Below are 16,395 nucleotides of genomic sequence, written 5' to 3'. Positions count from 1 at the left end.
GGTTTTGATTCCCCTCTAAAAAAAGGAGGCCCGCCATGCAGGAACCGACCCACTCAGGTGAACGCGGAGGGTACCCGTCTCTTTCGGATACTCTCTTGTGCGATGCGATTTTGAGCCGTGCCCCGGCAAGCGATCTGGCCCACATGCTGATGCACGTGGGGGAGCGCCGCATTGAAAAAGGAGAGGCGCTCTTCAAGGAAGGGGAGCCCGCAGACACGGTGTTTCTCGTGCGGGACGGCGCCTTTTCCCTGTCCGGGGAAGAGGTCGGCGAGGTCTGCCTGTGGCGCCGGGACCCCTTGGCATCGGGGGGCTATCTTGGCCAGGAGGCGGTGCTGGGGGCCCGGGGGTACAAGGTCACGGCCGTTGCCCTGGAGCCCTCGTCCGTCATTGAGATCCCCACCCAGGATATCCGGCAGCTGGCCGATGCACACCCGGAGATCAAGAACCTGTTTTTTGCCTCCTATGCAAGGCGGGAGTCCTGCGTGGCATCCGAGCCGCCGGCTCCGGGCAGCGTATCAGGTGCAACAGAGGATGCGGCGCCATTTCCGGTGAGGGAGATGGTGGGGTGGTGCGCCACCCTGCTGGTGGCCCTGGGGTGCTGGCTCGGGGCGTCTCGCCTCGGCCTGGAAAAGAACACCGTTTTTTATCTGGCCATTATCGCCTCGGCCGTCGTCCTGTGGGTGTTTCAACTCGTGCCTGCCTTCGCCCCGCCGCTGTTTGTGGTGATCATGGTGATTCTCCTTGATATCGTGCCGCCGGATGTGGCGGTCTCCGGGTTTGCATCGGGGAGTTTTTTCATGCTCTTGAGCGTCTTCGGGGTGGGGGCGGTGATGGTGGTGTCGGGCCTGACGTTTCGCCTCTCCCTTATGGTGCTCAGCCTGGTGCCGTCCTCGTCGTTCTGGTACAGCATCTGCCTTTTCTCAAGCGGGCTGTTCTTAACGCCCGTTGTGCCTTCCCAAGGGGCCCGTATGGCCATTTTGTCTCCTTTTCTGGTGGACCTTATGGGGGCGTCGGACCCGCAGGAAAAGGATGTCCTCGGGGCGCATTTCGTGAACAGCACACTGGGGGGAATAGGGCTCATGGCCTCGGTGTTTCTTACGGGCAAGCCCGCCAACCTCATTGTTCTCGGCCTGTTTGACTACCAGACCCAGTTTGCCTTTCAGTGGATGAACTGGCTGGTTGCCGCATCGTTTACCGGGCTTCTCATGCTGATTCTGTTTTTCGGTACCTCCTGGGTGGTGTTCAGGGATTCCCGGCAGTTCAGGATCCCCAGGGCCATTGTCTCCGAACAGTTGAAGGTTTTGGGGCCCCTGTCGTCCATGGAGTGGACCGCCGCCATCTCCGTGGGGGTGCTCATCCTGGGGATTCTCTTTTCGTCGGTTCATAAGGTGGATATCCCCTGGGTGGCTCTGTCCATCCTCACCGTGCTGATTCTGTTCGGGGGGGTGGGGAAACGTGAGATCCGGTCCCACATCGACTGGTCCACCCTGCTCTTTGTGGGGGCCATCATCGCCTGGCTTCCGGTGATGTCCCTCACCGGGCTGGACACGCTGGTGGCCAAGCACCTGGACTGGCTCGGCGAGTACATGCGAACCAGCCTGCCCATGTTCATCGGGCTGTTGTGCCTGATCATCGTGCTGGTGCGCCTGTTTCTGCCCGAGCCCATCACGGTGATCCTGTTTGTCACGGCTCTGTTTCCCCTGGCTGATGTCTCGGGGGTCTCTCCCTGGATCGTGGGGTTCATTATTCTGACCATGGCCGAGGCCTACCTCTTTTCCTATCAGTGCGGGTACTTTATCCAGCTCAAGGATATTCTCGGGCTCAAGGGGTTTGACGGGCTCTACGACGAGGGGCGGATTTTTCTGTTTAACATCCTCATGATCATGGGGCGCGTGCTTGCCATCTATGCGTCGCTGCCTTTCTGGAGGTACCTGGATATCATATGAATATCAAAAAGAACGTCTCCGTATGGCTGAAGGCCGGGGTGGTGGTGCTGGTGACCATCCTGATTGTTTCTCAGAAAGCCCAGAAACCGAGGATTCTCATCCTCCACAGCTACCACACGGATTACCCCTGGGTGGTCCAGATCAATGAAGGGATCCGGCGCGTGTTTGACGGGCACCACGACATCGCCCTGCGGCACCACTACATGGACCTGAAAAACCACACGGATGAGGATTTCAAGCGAACCGCCGCCTCCACGGCAAACCGCACCATCCGGAAGTGGAAGCCGGATGTGCTGGTTATTTCAGATGACCTGGGCCAGCAGCTTGTGGGGCGTCGCTATCTAAACGATCGGGATGTGCAGATTGTCTTTTGCGGGGTGAACGGAGAGACCCGGGTCTATGGGTATGACACGGCGGACAACGTCACCGGGATCCTGGAGCGAAAGCCCCTTTCGGCCATCCGGGAGACCTTGCTGATGGTTGCCCGGGCCAAGGGGTACCGGGAGAAGACGGCCGGTGGGGACCACCCGAAGGTGGTGTTTGTCTGCGATGCCTCGGATTCGGTGACCGCCGAACTCTCCGAACTTGGCGCTTTTCAATGGGCGCCTCTGACCTGGTGCCCTCCTGTGCGGGTGAAGAATTTTGCCGGGTGGAAGCGCGCGGTGAGGGATGCCAACGGCTACGCGGACATGATCCTTGTCAGCGATTACCGGGAGTTTCTCCTGCCCTCGGGGGAAAAGGAACCCGTCTCCCCTTCGGAGATCATGGGGTGGACGGAGACGAACTCGGAGATCCCCATTCTGGGGATGTCCCTTGTTAATGTGGCCGACGGCGGGATGATCTCGGTGTTTACCTCGGGGTACGAGCAGGGAGAGGTGGCAGGGGCCATGGCCCTTGCCGTTGCAAGGGGAGAAAGGGCAGGGGACATGGAGGTCAGGCGAACCCGGCAGTTTCTGATCTCCGTGAAAAAATCGGCCATGGACGAACGGAATCTTCCCATTCCCACCATTTACGAGTCTTTTGCCCGGGCCACGGACAATTTCTATGAATAGAGAAGGCACCATGCCCACCATCCTGATCACCACCTCCTCCTTTGGCACCCATGACACCACCCCCCTGGACCGGTTGACACGTTCAGGCTTTGAGGTGGTGCGCAACCCCTTCGGGCGACGGCTCACGGAAAGGGAGGTGTCCGTTCTTATCCGCGAGCACGCCCCGGTGGGGATCGTCGCCGGGGTGGAACCCCTTACCGGGAAAGTGCTGGAAGGCGCCGGAGGCCTCAAGGTGATCTCCCGGTGCGGCATCGGCCTGGACTCCGTGGCCCTGGATACCGCCGCCCGGCTGGGGATTTCGGTTCTTACCACACCGGACGCCCCGGTGGTTCCGGTGGCTGAACTCACCCTGGGGATGATGCTCTCCCTTTTACGGGGCATTCACCGCGTGGACTCCCGCATTCGTTGCGGGGGATGGGATCGCCACATGGGCGGGCTCCTTTCCGGCAAAACCGTGGGCATCATCGGGTACGGCCGGGTGGGGGCCTGCGTTCAGGCTCTGCTGGGGCCGTTTCGGTGCCGGGTGATGGTCAGCGACCCGCGCTGCCTGTCGTCTCTGCCGCATCCGTGTCGGCAGGTGCCCATGGACGAATTGCTCGCGGCATCGGATATCGTGACGATCCATGTGCCGTACACCCCGGAGACCCGTCACCTCATCAACGGCGAGGGGCTGAGCGCCATGAAAAAGGGGGCGTTTCTCATCAACGCCTCCCGGGGCGGCCTGGTGGACGAGGCGGCCCTGCATCATGCCCTGGAATCCGGGACCCTGGGCGGCGCCGCCCTGGATACCTTTGAAGAGGAGCCCTACAAGGGGGTGCTGATCGGGCTGGAGACGGTGCTGCTTACCGCCCATATCGGCTCCTACGCCAAGGAGGGCCGGGTGATGATGGAGAAAGAGGCCGTGGATGGGCTTCTTGATCTGCTGGGCCGCACCTGACCCGGATATTTCACGAAGTGATCGTTTTTTCATGAAATATCCGGGCTAAAGGAGAATGCATGGCATGGCAGGGGGTGTTCTTTGATTTTGACGGCGTGATTGTGGACTCGGTGCCGGTGAAGACCGAGGCCTTTGCCAGGATGTTCCGCGGGTTCGGCCCGGAGATCGAGGCGCAGGTGGTGGCGCACCACCTTGCCCACGGCGGTGTCTCTCGATTTGTCAAGTTCAGGTATTACTACGAGGAGCTGCTCCACAAAGCCGTGGGGGAGGACGAGCTTGCCCGGTTGGGCAGGGAGTTTTCACAGATGGTGCGGCAGGGGGTCCTCACCGCCCCACTGATTCCGGGTGCCCTTGAAAGCCTTGCCATACTGCACTGGAAGCGGGTCCCGGCCTTTGTGGTCTCCGGCACCCCCTGTGAGGAGGTAAGGGACATTGTGGAGGCAAGGGGCCTTGTGCACTGGTTCATGGAGGTTCATGGCTCCCCCTTACCGAAGCACGTCCTCCTCCGGGGCCTCCAGGCCCGTTATCGCCTGGCACCCTCCGCCTGCCTCATGATCGGAGATGCCATGACCGATTACCATGCGGCCACGGCAACCGATACCTGCTTCCTGGGCATTGTGCCCCAGGGCCAGGCCTCTCCCTTTCCCCCGGATACACCCGTTTCCGCGGTTGTCTCCATCCCCTGATGGTTTATCAGGTCACCTTTGACCCAAAGGAGTCTTCCCACCATGGATAAAGCGATTGTTTTCGGCGGTTCCGGGTTCATCGGAAGTCATGTGGCGGATGAACTGAGCGCCAGGGGATACGATGTCGTGATCTTTGACCGGAAGGCGTCCCCTTACCTGAAGGAGACCCAGGCCATGGTGCTGGGGAATCTTCTGGACAGGGAGGCGGTGCGGGAGGTTGTGGCAGGGGCCGCAGCGGTGTTTCATTTTGCCGGCCTTGCAGACATCGCCACATCGGCAAGCCACCCCTGGGAGACCATGCAGGCCAATGTCATGGGGACCTGTTCGATCCTGGAGGCCTGTGCCGCATCAAAGGTCAGGCGTCTTGTCTTTGCCAGCTCCATGTATGTCTATTCCGGGCTGGGGAGTTTCTACAGGGTGTCCAAACAGGCCTGTGAGAAATTGATCGAGGAGTATGCCAGGGCCTTTGGCGTGGACTACACCATCCTGCGCATCGGGACCCCGTACGGGCCACGGGCCAATGCCTTTAATTCCATCGGAACCATGGTGCGCCAGGCCTGCCGTGAGAAGAAGCTCACCTGTTACGGGACCCCCGACGAGGTCCGGGAGTACATCCATGTGTTCGATCTGGCCGAGGCCTGTGTCGGGTTTATAGAAGAGGGCCCCGGGAACCGGCATGTGATCATGACCGGTACCGAATCGGTTCGTCTGGAGCACCTGACCCACATCATCCGGGAGATCTTAAACGATGATTTAACCATTGAATACCGCCCACGGCAATCCTCCGGCCATTACCGGCTGACGCCTTACGCATACAAACCGGAAAAGGCGGTGAAGGTCGCTCCACGTCATTACCATGACCTGGGGCAGGGGTTGCTGGAGATGCTTTATGAATTTGGCGGGCGTGCATCGGAGGATATGCCGTGATGTCCATGGACACACCGTGCCCCCGGAGGCCTTTGTTCGGCCCATGGCCGCTTTGGGGCTGGATGGTCGGTTTGATGTTTGTCGTGCTGTTGCTGTCGGGATACCTCTGCCATGCACAGGCAGAAGGGGCGGCAGCCGGGATTACACCTGCCGAAGGGTGCGGGTGCCCGCCGGATACCGATGACTACAAGAAGACCTACGGGCTGTTCGACATGCAGCAGGGAAAGGGCCTGGTGGTGAACCTCCAGGGTTGGAGTCGCATCGGTGTCTCCGAAGGGGCGGTGCCCAGTGTGTTCGGGTACCTGGGCAGGGACGGGACAGAGCTGCGCGAGATGGTCGGGGTGGTGAGGGCCTATGGCACCGGGGTGGACCTCGTCATCGACCTGGGCCTCCGAAGTGAACCAAAGGCACAGGCCGATGGCGGCGAGGCGGTGGCCAAGGAGGGCGAAGGGGGCGAGAAAGGAAAAGAGGGACCCGGGTGGTTGAAAGCGGGAGAGGGCGCCTGGGTGGAGGAGGCCAACGCCTTTTCCATCGCCAACCTTGCAGAAGAGATCGATCTGTATGCCAGGGGAGCGGGGTGCGACGGCGTGCTGCTCCGGTTTCCCATGGCCTACATCGGAGATTATTTCAACGTCACCGCAACGGATTCCGAGGGAAAGGCGGAGGAGCGCCATGTGCTTCCCCGGCAGCGGGTCATGGACCTCATCTATAAATTGAAGAAGATGGAGACGTATAAGGGGCAGGGGTTACGCATCAACCTGTGCCTGACAGACTGCCAAGATGCCAAAGAGGACAGCGTCCTTTACAGCTATCTGGAAAAGTTACTGGCCGAGGTCGACGTGATCCTGCTGGATATGGCCGTGCTGATGAAGAACATGACCGCGCCGAAACTCAACGAAGCCCTCTGGCAGTACTATTCGCCCCTGGTCTCTTTGAAGGAGGGAAACCGGTCCAAAATGTATCATGTGATGTCCTACGAGCGGTACAAGACCCTCCATAAAAAAGATGGGGCCGATCCCATGGACGTGGCGAGGGTCCTGGGATTCGGCGGGCTGGCCATGGAGCTGACCGAGGAGACTGCCTCTGTGTTCCTTGAGTACAACAGGGCAAGGCTTGAGGATCAGGGCGATTTTTTTGCGGAGATTGTGTGGAAATCGGGGGTGGGCAATGCCCTCTGCTCCAAGCGGTACCTGATCAAAGGGGCGGCCTGGGCCCTTGGGCTGGGGTTGCTTGCCCTGGCTGGCCTTGCCTGCTGGTTCTGGCCTGTGTGCAACCTTCTGGAGCGGTTCTACTATGTCGTGATCGGAGCCGGGTTCCTGTTTGCAGGGCTTGTCTGGCTCTATGAGGCCGTGAATCCCACGGAGAACAACTGGACCAATGAAACGGCGGCGGTGATTCTGGCAACGGCGTGTGTGGTGTTTGTGCTTATCTGGTTGAGAATCCGGCAGCGTGCCGGGTTTCCTTGAAGGCAGGTGTCATGACCCGATCCTTTCTTGTGCGCAGGGCCAGGTTTGAGGTGGCCCTCACCTTCGGCCCGGAGGGACAGGCCGTGGAAACGGCCCTGGTGGCTCTTCTCCGGGAGCGGGTCCTTCCCGTGTTGGAATCTGTATTGGAAGGGTTTGACTGGCCGTCGGGGGATCTCTTGATTCCCGCGCTTGTCATGGACCTGGGTGAGGTGACGGCAACCGAAGCGGCAGAGCTTATCCCCAGGCGGTTTGAAACCCAGTTGACCCGGATGCTGATCGACCATGTCCGGAAGCTCCGGCCCCTGCCCCCCGAAGCCTTTGCTTACGGTGCCGATGCCGTGATCCGCAAGATGAAGGCCTCCCGACCCCGCACCGGTGGTGACGGGCGGGAGGCGGTGTTCAGACGGGTGTTGAAAAAGGTCCTGGTCTTCGGGCGGGGCGGGCGAAACATGTCTCGGGTGGCGGAGCTGTGGCCGGAATTTCCCTGGGTGGTGAGGCACATGTTTTTCTTTTATGCCCATGACAGGAATGTCCCCCGCCATGGGGCCCACTACCTGGGCAGGGCTCTTTTGAAACAGAGCGCCATGCTGCTCTGCCCGGAGCACGGAGGTTTTGTGGGGGGCTTTGTGGCAAAAACCGCTGAAAACAGAATCCTGCTCAAGCACACGGCACCTGTGTCCGGGGATGCGGACGGGTTTGAGCGGCTGCTGTGGGAGTTCACCCTCGGCTACCTTCTGGTGGAGGGAAAGGGGCGGTTTGAACGGAAACAATATGTGTCCCACCTGATCTCGCGCATCGCCTCCCATGAAAATGTGGATGCACGCAGGCTTCTCCTTGCCTTTCAGACCATTTTTCTCCATGTCCCGGGGATCGCGGGCCAGCAGATGCGGGAGATCTTCGGTGCCTTGGTCCGTGAAACGATGGTGGCAGACGAAAAAAGGGCCGGGGCCCCGGATGATGGGGCTGATGAGGTTCTTGGGTTCCCGGGTGTCCTTGAACGGGTTCTGGAAGGGAGGGGTTCTGTGGCCGATGTGGACGAGGTGATGCGCAGGCTGATCCGGGGGGACGCCGATATCCGCGAGATGGTGTTAAGGGAAGGCCGCAGAGCCGATGCCCGCTCGGCCATGGTGAAGGCGCTTTCCCACGATCAGCTCGAAAGCCTGGTGGCGTCCCTGGGACCCGATGAGGCCGCCGCCGGACGCTTTGTCAACCATTGCATCTCCCATGGCACCGTTCTTCAGCAGCGCAGCCCCGAGGTCCAGGGCGGCGAGGTCTTTTCCCGCCAGCTCTGGGAACTGAGCCTTGCCTTTCTTCTGGTGGAGAGAAAAAGCCGGTTTAATTTCAAACGGTATCTCCAGCACCTGATCTCAGGCATGGCGTCCCGGTACAACATGGCCTACGCAACCCTTCTGGATGCCTTCAGGGGCGTTTACGCAACGGGCGGTGGCAAACGAGAGCAGGACGATCTTGCCCTGCTGGATGAACTGTGGCTGGAGGAACATCAACGGGAAAGCCGCTCCGGCACCGACGGAAAGGCGCGTGGAGCCAGGCGGGGCGAGGTCCTTTCCCCACAAGGGAAAGAGGCCTCTTCAACGGTGGAGGCGTCTTTGGCAGAGGAACCCGGAGGTGTGCCTTCCAAAGCGTTGTCCGGTCCGGATTCACCCGAGGTTTTTTCTTCAGAAGGCGGGCCATCGGTTGAGGGCAAGCCCGGCATGGTCCGGTTGATACGCTTCCTTGACGCCGCTGAACCGCCCGGCCCCAAAGAAGCGGCCCTGTGCGTCCGGGAGATCCAACGGGGCCTTGCCGCCAACGGGGCGCTCATGAAGGGCGTTCTGGCGGGCAGGTTGACCTCCCGGCACGTTGCCCTTCGCCTGGCAGGGGCCCTGCCTGTCCCTGACTCTGTCCGGGTGCTCCATCTGCTTGCTCCGTCGTGGAGAACAGGGGTGTCGTCGATGCTGGATGCGGTGCTGGGGGTTATTGACTCGGCTGGCACGGGGTCAGGCCTCGGAGCATGGAAGCACCGCATCCGGGCGTGGGCCTTTCAACTGGCAGCGAGCCCTTCGGGAAGGCCCATGACGCCGAGCCTTTTCCTGCGTAGCCTTTTGGGATGGATGGGGCGCAACGGCAGCCGTGGCCAGGCCGGGGAGCTCCTCGACCGGTTGGCCGTAACGGTCCGGCCCGGAGCCTCTGGTACCCTGCTGCCGGTGGCAACAGCCATCCATGATGTGTTGTACGGAAAGGGCGCTGCAGGTGACCGGGGCGCTTCGTCGGCGGTATCACCCCCTGGCGTGCCGGGTCAGGAGGTCCTGCCTGATGTACCGGAAAGAGGCGATTTGGCCTGTGATGCCGATGAAAAGGATGCCCATGGCGCCAGTCTCCCCTGGGATGACGACGAGCCCGTGGAGGAAATCTGCCGGGTGGACAGCGCAGGCCTCGTGATTCTGTCCCCTTACCTTCCCACCCTTTTTTCCCGGTTGGGCTATGTTGAAAACGGCCGGTTTAAAGACCGGTCCCACGCGGACAGGGCCGTTCTCCTGCTTCACTACATATCCCATAAAATTGTAGAAACGCCGGATTCCCCCATGGCCCTCAACAGGTTGCTCTGCGGTATCGCCTCGGAAGGTCTCTATCTTGGACACATGACTCTGGTGGAAGAAGAGACCAACCTGGCCGAAGAGATGCTTCGCGCCGTCACAGCCCACTGGACGGCATTGAAAAACACCACCCCCGACGGCCTTCGGGAGTCGTTTCTCGCCCGCAGCGGCGATTTGATCCTTAAGGATGGCGCCTGGCATCTGACCGTGGAGCCCAGGGGCTGGGATGTCCTTCTGGACCGCCTGCCCTGGGGGCTTACGCCCATCAAACATCCCTGGATGAAACAGGTCCTCTACGTCAACTGGAGGTAATGCGTGATGAAAATAGCCGACGTGCGTTCCGACAGAGAGGGGGCACCGTCCCTTTCCAGCGTCTCCAATGCCCGGTACCCCGTGTCCCGTGACACCCCCGATGCGGTGCAGCGGCGGTGCGGCGCCCTTGTGGCCCAGGCCAAAAACACCACCGGCATGCCGGACAACGTGAAAGAGGGGATGCAACGGTCCTTTCAGTCGGATTTTTCCAACGTCACCGTGCATCCCTCGTCATCAAAGGCCCCGGCCCTGGGAGCCCAGGCCTTTACCCAGGGCCATGAGATCCATTTTGCACCGGGCCAGTTCAGGCCCGACACCACCTCGGGACGCGCGCTCCTCGGCCACGAGCTGGCCCATGTGGTGCAGCAGCGGGAAGGCCGGGTCTCCCCCACCTGCGAGGTGTCGGGCATGCCGGTGAACGACAACCCGGGCCTGGAAGCCGAAGCCGATGCCCTGGGGAAACGGGCCTCGGGTTCGGTGTAAGGTGGGTTGAAAAGCAGCCTCCGGCGGCAAGGGGCTGAGCCCCTTGACCCCAGGTTGCGAATGCTCCAACCCTCGTTCCTCGGGTTGTTGCATTCGCTGACAGGCTTCGCCTGTGGTCACCGGTGTGGGATCTTTGTGCTCGTTCCCAGGCTCCGCCTGGGAATGCATTCAGGAGGCTCTGCCTCCATGTGTGATGTTATCGGAACCTGCGAGGTGTTCCACCCACGAGGCTATTAAGCGTATAGGCAAGGCAGAGCCTTGCACCCGACACTCCTAAGCAGAATCAAAACCCGTCATGCCCCGAACGCCTCCGCAAAATCAAAGCCTCGGGTGACCCGGACTCAATTTTATGGGAACCTTCGCGAAAGCCCTCACCCTGAGGAACGAAGGGGGAGGGCTTTCGCAACCTGCTTTCAAGGTGGCACACCTTGCCGCCGGAGGCCGTTTTTTCTCTCCCCACGTTGACCATAGACGCAGGGTGCACTGCACTCCGTGCACCAAAATCAAAACCCGTCATGTCCCGAGCGCCTCGGTAAAATCGAAACCTTGGGTGACCCGGACATGGTGCACAGAGTGCACCCTACGGGCTGTCGGCTTTTTGGAACGGTGTCATCAATAACACCCTGGTGGCCCAAACGATGACCAGGGCCCAGCCTTTTCTCTGGGCCATCTGTGCCTCTGTGGTTCCCCCCACGTTGGCCATAGAGGCAACGCGAAACATACCCTTCCATGATACCTCTCCCAACAGAGCCCCAGTCTTCGTCCCCGGGGCCCAACACCTCTGCCCTTGAGCAGGAGCTCGCCTGGTTTGAGCGGGTCCTTGAGACCCGGATTGCGCTGTACTTCGGCCATGAGTGCGAGGCCAGGGGCATCGCCGATCACGCGCCGCCGGATCTTTCCGGGGATCCGTCCCCCTTTGCCGAGGTGGTGTGCGGGCTGGAACTGGATGCCCGGGAGCGGCTGGTGCTTGTGCTGGCCCTTGCCCCCCATATCCGGCCCCAGGTTCTGGACACCTTTTTTATCCAGAACAAGAACATCGACAGAGGGTTTACCGAGTTTGGGGGGGTGACGGGAAACCGCCACGGGGGCTTTTTGCCCACGGGGGAGACCGCGGCCTTTCTCGTGGCCGGGGATGATCTTGGGGCGCGACTGGCCCTTTTGCCCCTTTTCGGGGAGGATCATCCCTTTGCACGCAGCGGGGTGTTGAGCCTGGAAGGCCGGGAGGCAGGGGAGCCTGTCTGGAGCCGGTCCCTCCGGCTCTCCGAGGCGTTTTTACACCGGGTCACCTCGGGTGGGGTTCACCGTCCGGAGTATGGTGCCGGGTTTCCCGCCAGGCGGCTCACCACGCCCCTTACCTGGGAGGACCTTGTCCTGTCTTCCGAGGTGATGGAAGAGATCGATCACATTGTGGGGTGGGGGCGCTTCGGGGAAGAGATCATGGGGCCCTGGGGCCTGTCCCGGGTGCTCAAGCCCGGGTACCGGGCCCTGTTTCACGGGCCACCGGGCACGGGAAAGACCCTTACCGCATCGTTGATCGGCGAGGCCTGCGGGGTGGATGTGTACCGCATCGACCTGTCCATGATGATCTCCAAGTACATCGGGGAGACGGAGAAGAACCTGGCCGGTGTGTTCGACCAGGCCGAGCACCGGAACTGGATCCTGTTTTTTGACGAAGCCGATGCCCTTTTCGGCAAGCGCACCCAGGCCAGCAGCTCCAACGACCGCCACGCAAATCAGGAGACCGCTTACCTTCTGCAGCGCATCGAGGATTTTCCGGGGGTCGTGATCCTGGCCACCAACATGAAGGCCAATCTGGACGAAGCGTTTTTCAGGCGGTTTCAATCGGCGATCTATTTTCCCGTCCCCGATGCCGAGCAGCGCCGGATGATCTGGGCCCGTGCCCTGCATGGGGTATCGCGCCTTGCAGGTGACGTGGACGTGGCATCCATGGCCGAGGCCCATGCCCTCACCGGGGGCTCCATTGTCAACGTGATTCGTTTCGGCGTGATCCAGGCTCTCCTTGAGGGGCGGCAGCATGTGTTCATGCGGGATTTTGAAAAGGGGATACGGAAAGAGCTCTTAAAAGAAGGCAAGACCGGATAACAGGAGGTGAAAATGACGGAATCGGAAAAAATTACCCAGGTTTCGGAACTGTTTAACCGCCTTCAGGACGGCCTGACGGAGATGCAGAGCCTGGCCGTGGACAAGGCGAGTTACACGGCGGAGGAGAAGCAGGTGGTCCTGGAGGTGCTTTTTACCCGGGACGCCATCCACGAAGCCTACAGCGCTTTTGATGTCAATGATGAAGAGGCGGCGGCCTGGTTCATCCGCGCGGACGGCAGGATCAAGTCCCTGGACCGCTGGCTCAGGAAGAACGCGAACCTGGTCAATGCGGTGATCCAGCTGGACAGGTGGCGTGAGCAGTGCGGTCCTGAAACAGACGCCTGGTGGTGGCACATGACGCCGGACATGTCTCCCTGGGACCGGTACGACTGGGTGTGGAATTTTCTCACCATGCTGGTCATCGGCCTTGGGGCCAGCCACGTGGTGACCATTGTGAAGGCACTGTCCGTGGGGGATGTGACGGTTGCCTCCACCTTTTCCACCATTGCCCAGGTGGGCGGCCTTGCCGCCATCAGCCAGGGGACCTTGACCGCCTCCGGCCGCGAGAAGGTGACAACCATCCTGGAGAGCCTGAAGGTCCCGACGCGGTTCCAGAGCGAGGTGGTGTTTGTGCTGGCGGTTATTCTTCTTGTGGGCGTGATGAGCACGAGCTCGTATTTGAAAAATCATTACGATGAGGCGGGGCGGCGAGCTTACGGGCAAGGGGACCTGAACAACGCGGAGACCGCCTTTATGAGGGGCCTGGAACTTGATCCCCAGGAGGCCTCCTTTGACTCGGAGCTCGGGAGGATCTACGAATCCATCGGCATGCAGGAGAGCGCCGGTGATCACTACTATCAGGGCGTGCGCGCAGGAGACCTGGCGGGGATCAACAACCTGGGGCGTCTTTTGATCAACCGCATGAACCCCATTACCCAGGCTCGGGACCCCCGCCTTGCCCAGTCCTTTCTGATGCTGGGCCTCCAGAGGGTGGAGGCCCTGGATCCACGGAACCTCAACCTGGAGTACCAGTTTAATAGAAACCTCGGATGGGCCCTTCTGGAGTCAGAGGATTACGAGGCGGCAAAGAGGTACCTCAAAAAGGCCATTGCCCTTGATGTGCAGATCAAAGACGACCAGATCGGCGCGGGCATGGCCTACTGTTTTTTGGCCCATGCCCTTGAAAAAGCCCCGGATCGTCCCGTGAAAAAAGGCACCGCGGCACAAGGGACCGTCGAATCCGCCGAGGAGAACTGGAACCACTGCGTGGAGTGCGCCCGTCCCGAGACCGTGCTGGAGTACCGGTGGCTCATGCGGACCGGCAACGCACACCGGGCGTACTTCGTCGACACCAGCAAGATTATCTCGGGGCTGGACCGCAACGCCAACCAGCAGAGGGCGGTGTTCGATACCTACATGAAATACAGGAACTCTGCCGTCACCTCGGTATCCAGTGGGAAAAAGCGCTGAACGAGGGGGAAGGGTAAGAATGAAATGGGCCTCTCCTGCAAAAACGGTTGCCACATGCCACACATCACGCGAATGCCCCGAGAACGCTTGCGTAACGGCTGCCGCCATGCATTCGCCATAGGGTTTCAAGGTGCCCCCACCTTGCCGCCGGAGGCATTTTTTGCTTTTTTGTCTGTTTTATTCTTCGTCCCTAAGTCCTGTTGAGAAAATTTGCGATTTTGGTGTAGACGGCCTCGCACTCTTCACGGACCAGGTCCTCCATGTTCATGAAGGTGTGGATCATGTCGTGGAAATGGAGCTGCTCGGCGGCCACCCCGGCTTCTTCGACCTTGCGGACATAGGCGGCTCCCTCGTCCCGCAGGGGGCAGAACTCCGCGGTGATCACAAGGGTCTCCGGGAGCTTGTCGGTGACTTCCATGTGCAGGGGGGATGCGGCATTCCGGTTTTCGCTGTGCTGGAAGTAGTTGTCGAAGTACCAGAGGACTTTTTTCGTTTCAAGAAGATACCCCACGGCATTTTCGTCCATGGAGGCACCCTCCATGGTGTAGTCAAGGCTCGGATAGATCATGGCCTGGCGACTGATGGTTATCCCCGCATCATGCTGGGCCAGGTGGGCGACGGTTGCGCACAGCGCACCACCACCGCTGTCGCCTGCAATGGAGAGCCGGGGTTCGTAGGGCAGGCCCCGGCTCTCCAACACACCCCATACCCCTTTGACGGTGTAGTACGCGTCGTTTACGGCAGCAGGGTAGGGGCACTCCGGGGCAAGCCTGTAGTCCGGGGCCACCACCACATGGTTTGTGGCAAGGGCCGTTTTGCGGAAGATGGGGTCGTACACTGTTACGCTTCCTGCCATGTGGCCGCCCCCGTGGAAAAAGACCAGGACGGGAAGGGGCCGGGACGGGTCCGGATGATAGATGCGCACGGGGATCTTGAAGGCGGGGCTGTGGATGAAGTCGTCCTGGATCCAGGCGACCTCGGGGCTGGTGGTGACCAGCCCCCGGGTGAGGTTGGCCAGCCCTTCCCGTGCGTTGGTGGGGGTGGCCTTGAAGCCGGTTGCCTGCAGGTGGGCAAGGAGCGCGTTGAAGGTTTTCAGCCAGGCTTCCAGTTTGGGGGATACACGTCGCATGGGTCCTCCTATGAGGCCTCTTCGGCGGTTAGGGTGGAAGATGGATCCTCTTGCCGACCGGTTTCAGGCAGGAAGAACGAAGCCAGGAAAAATGTCGAGGAACAGGCCACCGAAAAGTATGCGGCGATGGAGATATTGCCTGTGGCGTCGGCCATGGCCCCGGCCAGGTACATCAAGAGGGTTTCGATGAGGTAAGAGATGGACCAGAACATGCTGAACACCACGGTGATGCGTCCCGGAGTCATGCCCGGGAGTTCCTGGGGCAGGGTGGTGAGGGCGGGCATGGGAAGGAACATGAAAAAACCGGCCAGAAAGGCTGTGGCGTAGGCGATGCCCGGGTTTGAGGTGAGCACCATGGTCGCGGCGCAGGCGGTCATGCAGAGTCCGCTGAACCGGATCACGGGAATTCGCAAGGGGTATCGGTTCGCGCTGATGATCCCGGCGACGGTGCCGGCCATGCCCGCTGCGATCATGATGGCCGACAGGTGGGTTGCCTTGGCAGCAAAATCAGGCATCAGGGGAAAGAGGGCAAAAATGGAGATGTAGCAGAACAGAAGCCCCGAGTACGTAATCGGGAGCCACCAGTTCACCGGTTCCCGGAACCCTTCCTTGAGGGTGTACTCAGCGCTCTTTGCAGTGTTATCGGTCCCTTGCCCTCCCAGGTCGAAATCTTCGCTTAACACCCACCAGATAACAAGGAGCAGGCCACTGACCGCGGAGATGGCCAGGGTGACGTTCTGCCAGGTCCCGAGCCATGAAACCAGCGCCCCGGTAAAGAGCAGGGCAAGCAGGTTGCCTGTGTTAAAGGCGGCTGCGTTGATGCCGTTGACCAGGGGGCGCTCCTCCGGGCCGAAGTACCTGACCACGATGGGGGCGAAATAGACGATCACAAGGGCCCCGCCGAATCCCATGACAAACCGGGAGGCGACATACACCGTGTAGGAAGGGGCAAAGGCACCGATGACGCCGCACGTGATGAGGACCGAGGCCAGGGCAAAGGCTTTTTTGGGGCGGAGTTTCACCAGGAACCAGGCCGCGGCAAGGTTCCCCACGATCTTTGAGAGGGTGATGGCGTTGTTGAGCCAGGTGGCGTCGGCCATGGTGTCGATGCCGAAGTGCCCCATGATATCCAGGGTCAGGGTGGATCCGGCCACCCAGGACATGGCAAAGAGCGCATAGGTGAAGAAGATGATGGTCTCGATGACGATCTTTTTTTTCATGGATTCAGGTATCCTGTTTGGGATGACGGGGCGGGGGGAACAATGTGATTGTTCTGTTTACGGTTAGCAG

The 16,395-nt window shown here is 60.6% G+C and carries 11 protein-coding genes and 1 pseudogene; 10 read left to right on the top strand and 2 right to left on the bottom strand.

The genetic code is table 11. The features are described 5' to 3' along the window. Positions 1-35: 35 nt before the first annotated feature. The 10 genes and pseudogenes from BLQ12_RS07985 to BLQ12_RS07935 form a co-directional block, all read left to right on the top strand. A complete protein-coding gene (locus BLQ12_RS07985) occupies positions 36-1,946 on the top strand; it encodes an SLC13 family permease (protein ID WP_092210020.1) in 1,911 nt (636 codons plus the stop codon). After that, positions 1,943-2,998 carry an ABC transporter substrate-binding protein gene (locus BLQ12_RS07980; protein ID WP_092210019.1) on the top strand — a complete coding sequence of 352 codons (1,056 nt, stop codon included), beginning with the start codon at positions 1,943-1,945 and terminating at the stop codon, positions 2,996-2,998. The genes BLQ12_RS07985 and BLQ12_RS07980 overlap by 4 nt, the downstream gene beginning before the upstream one ends. Continuing rightward, positions 2,991-3,935 carry a phosphoglycerate dehydrogenase gene (locus tag BLQ12_RS07975; protein WP_217640261.1) on the top strand — a complete coding sequence of 315 codons (945 nt, stop codon included), beginning with the start codon at positions 2,991-2,993 and terminating at the stop codon, positions 3,933-3,935. Before BLQ12_RS07980 ends, BLQ12_RS07975 begins: the two co-directional genes overlap by 8 nt. Positions 3,936-3,994: 59 nt before the next feature. Beyond that, positions 3,995-4,621 (top strand): HAD family hydrolase, encoded by a 627-nt coding sequence (locus tag BLQ12_RS07970; protein ID WP_092210015.1) that lies wholly within the window; start codon positions 3,995-3,997, stop codon positions 4,619-4,621. A gap of 42 nt (positions 4,622-4,663) precedes the next feature. Further along, positions 4,664-5,548, top strand: a complete 885-nt coding sequence (locus BLQ12_RS07965) for an NAD-dependent epimerase/dehydratase family protein (protein ID WP_092210013.1) — start codon at positions 4,664-4,666, stop codon at positions 5,546-5,548. 71 nt (positions 5,549-5,619) lie between these two features. Further along, positions 5,620-7,014: a hypothetical protein gene (locus BLQ12_RS07960; RefSeq protein ID WP_139163904.1), complete on the top strand. Its 1,395-nt coding sequence runs from the start codon at positions 5,620-5,622 to the stop codon at positions 7,012-7,014. 11 nt (positions 7,015-7,025) lie between these two features. Continuing rightward, a complete protein-coding gene (locus BLQ12_RS07955) occupies positions 7,026-9,920 on the top strand; it encodes a contractile injection system tape measure protein (protein ID WP_092210010.1) in 2,895 nt (964 codons plus the stop codon). Positions 9,921-9,926: 6 nt separating this feature from the next. Beyond that, positions 9,927-10,403 carry an eCIS core domain-containing protein gene (locus BLQ12_RS07950; protein ID WP_092210008.1) on the top strand — a complete coding sequence of 159 codons (477 nt, stop codon included), beginning with the start codon at positions 9,927-9,929 and terminating at the stop codon, positions 10,401-10,403. 729 nt (positions 10,404-11,132) lie between these two features. Continuing rightward, a complete protein-coding gene (locus BLQ12_RS07940) occupies positions 11,133-12,506 on the top strand; it encodes an ATP-binding protein (protein ID WP_092210004.1) in 1,374 nt (457 codons plus the stop codon). Positions 12,507-12,518: 12 nt separating this feature from the next. Beyond that, a pseudogene (locus BLQ12_RS07935) lies at positions 12,519-13,613 on the top strand (hypothetical protein); the annotation flags it as partial. Positions 13,614-14,166: 553 nt separating this feature from the next. Here the strand turns inward: BLQ12_RS07935 and BLQ12_RS07930 are convergent. Then, positions 14,167-15,105, bottom strand: coding sequence for an alpha/beta hydrolase (locus tag BLQ12_RS07930; protein ID WP_092210000.1), 939 nt, complete (start codon positions 15,103-15,105; stop codon positions 14,167-14,169). 8 nt (positions 15,106-15,113) lie between these two features. Further along, positions 15,114-16,325, bottom strand: a complete 1,212-nt coding sequence (locus BLQ12_RS07925; RefSeq protein WP_092209998.1) for an MFS transporter — start codon at positions 16,323-16,325, stop codon at positions 15,114-15,116. Positions 16,326-16,395 lie beyond the last annotated feature (70 nt).

The sequence above is a fragment of the Desulfoluna spongiiphila genome (genome assembly GCF_900101345.1).
GTDB lineage: Bacteria > Desulfobacterota > Desulfobacteria > Desulfobacterales > Desulfolunaceae > Desulfoluna > Desulfoluna spongiiphila.
Note: the sequence above shows the minus strand (reverse complement) of the source record. Positions and strands in the feature narration are given on the sequence as shown.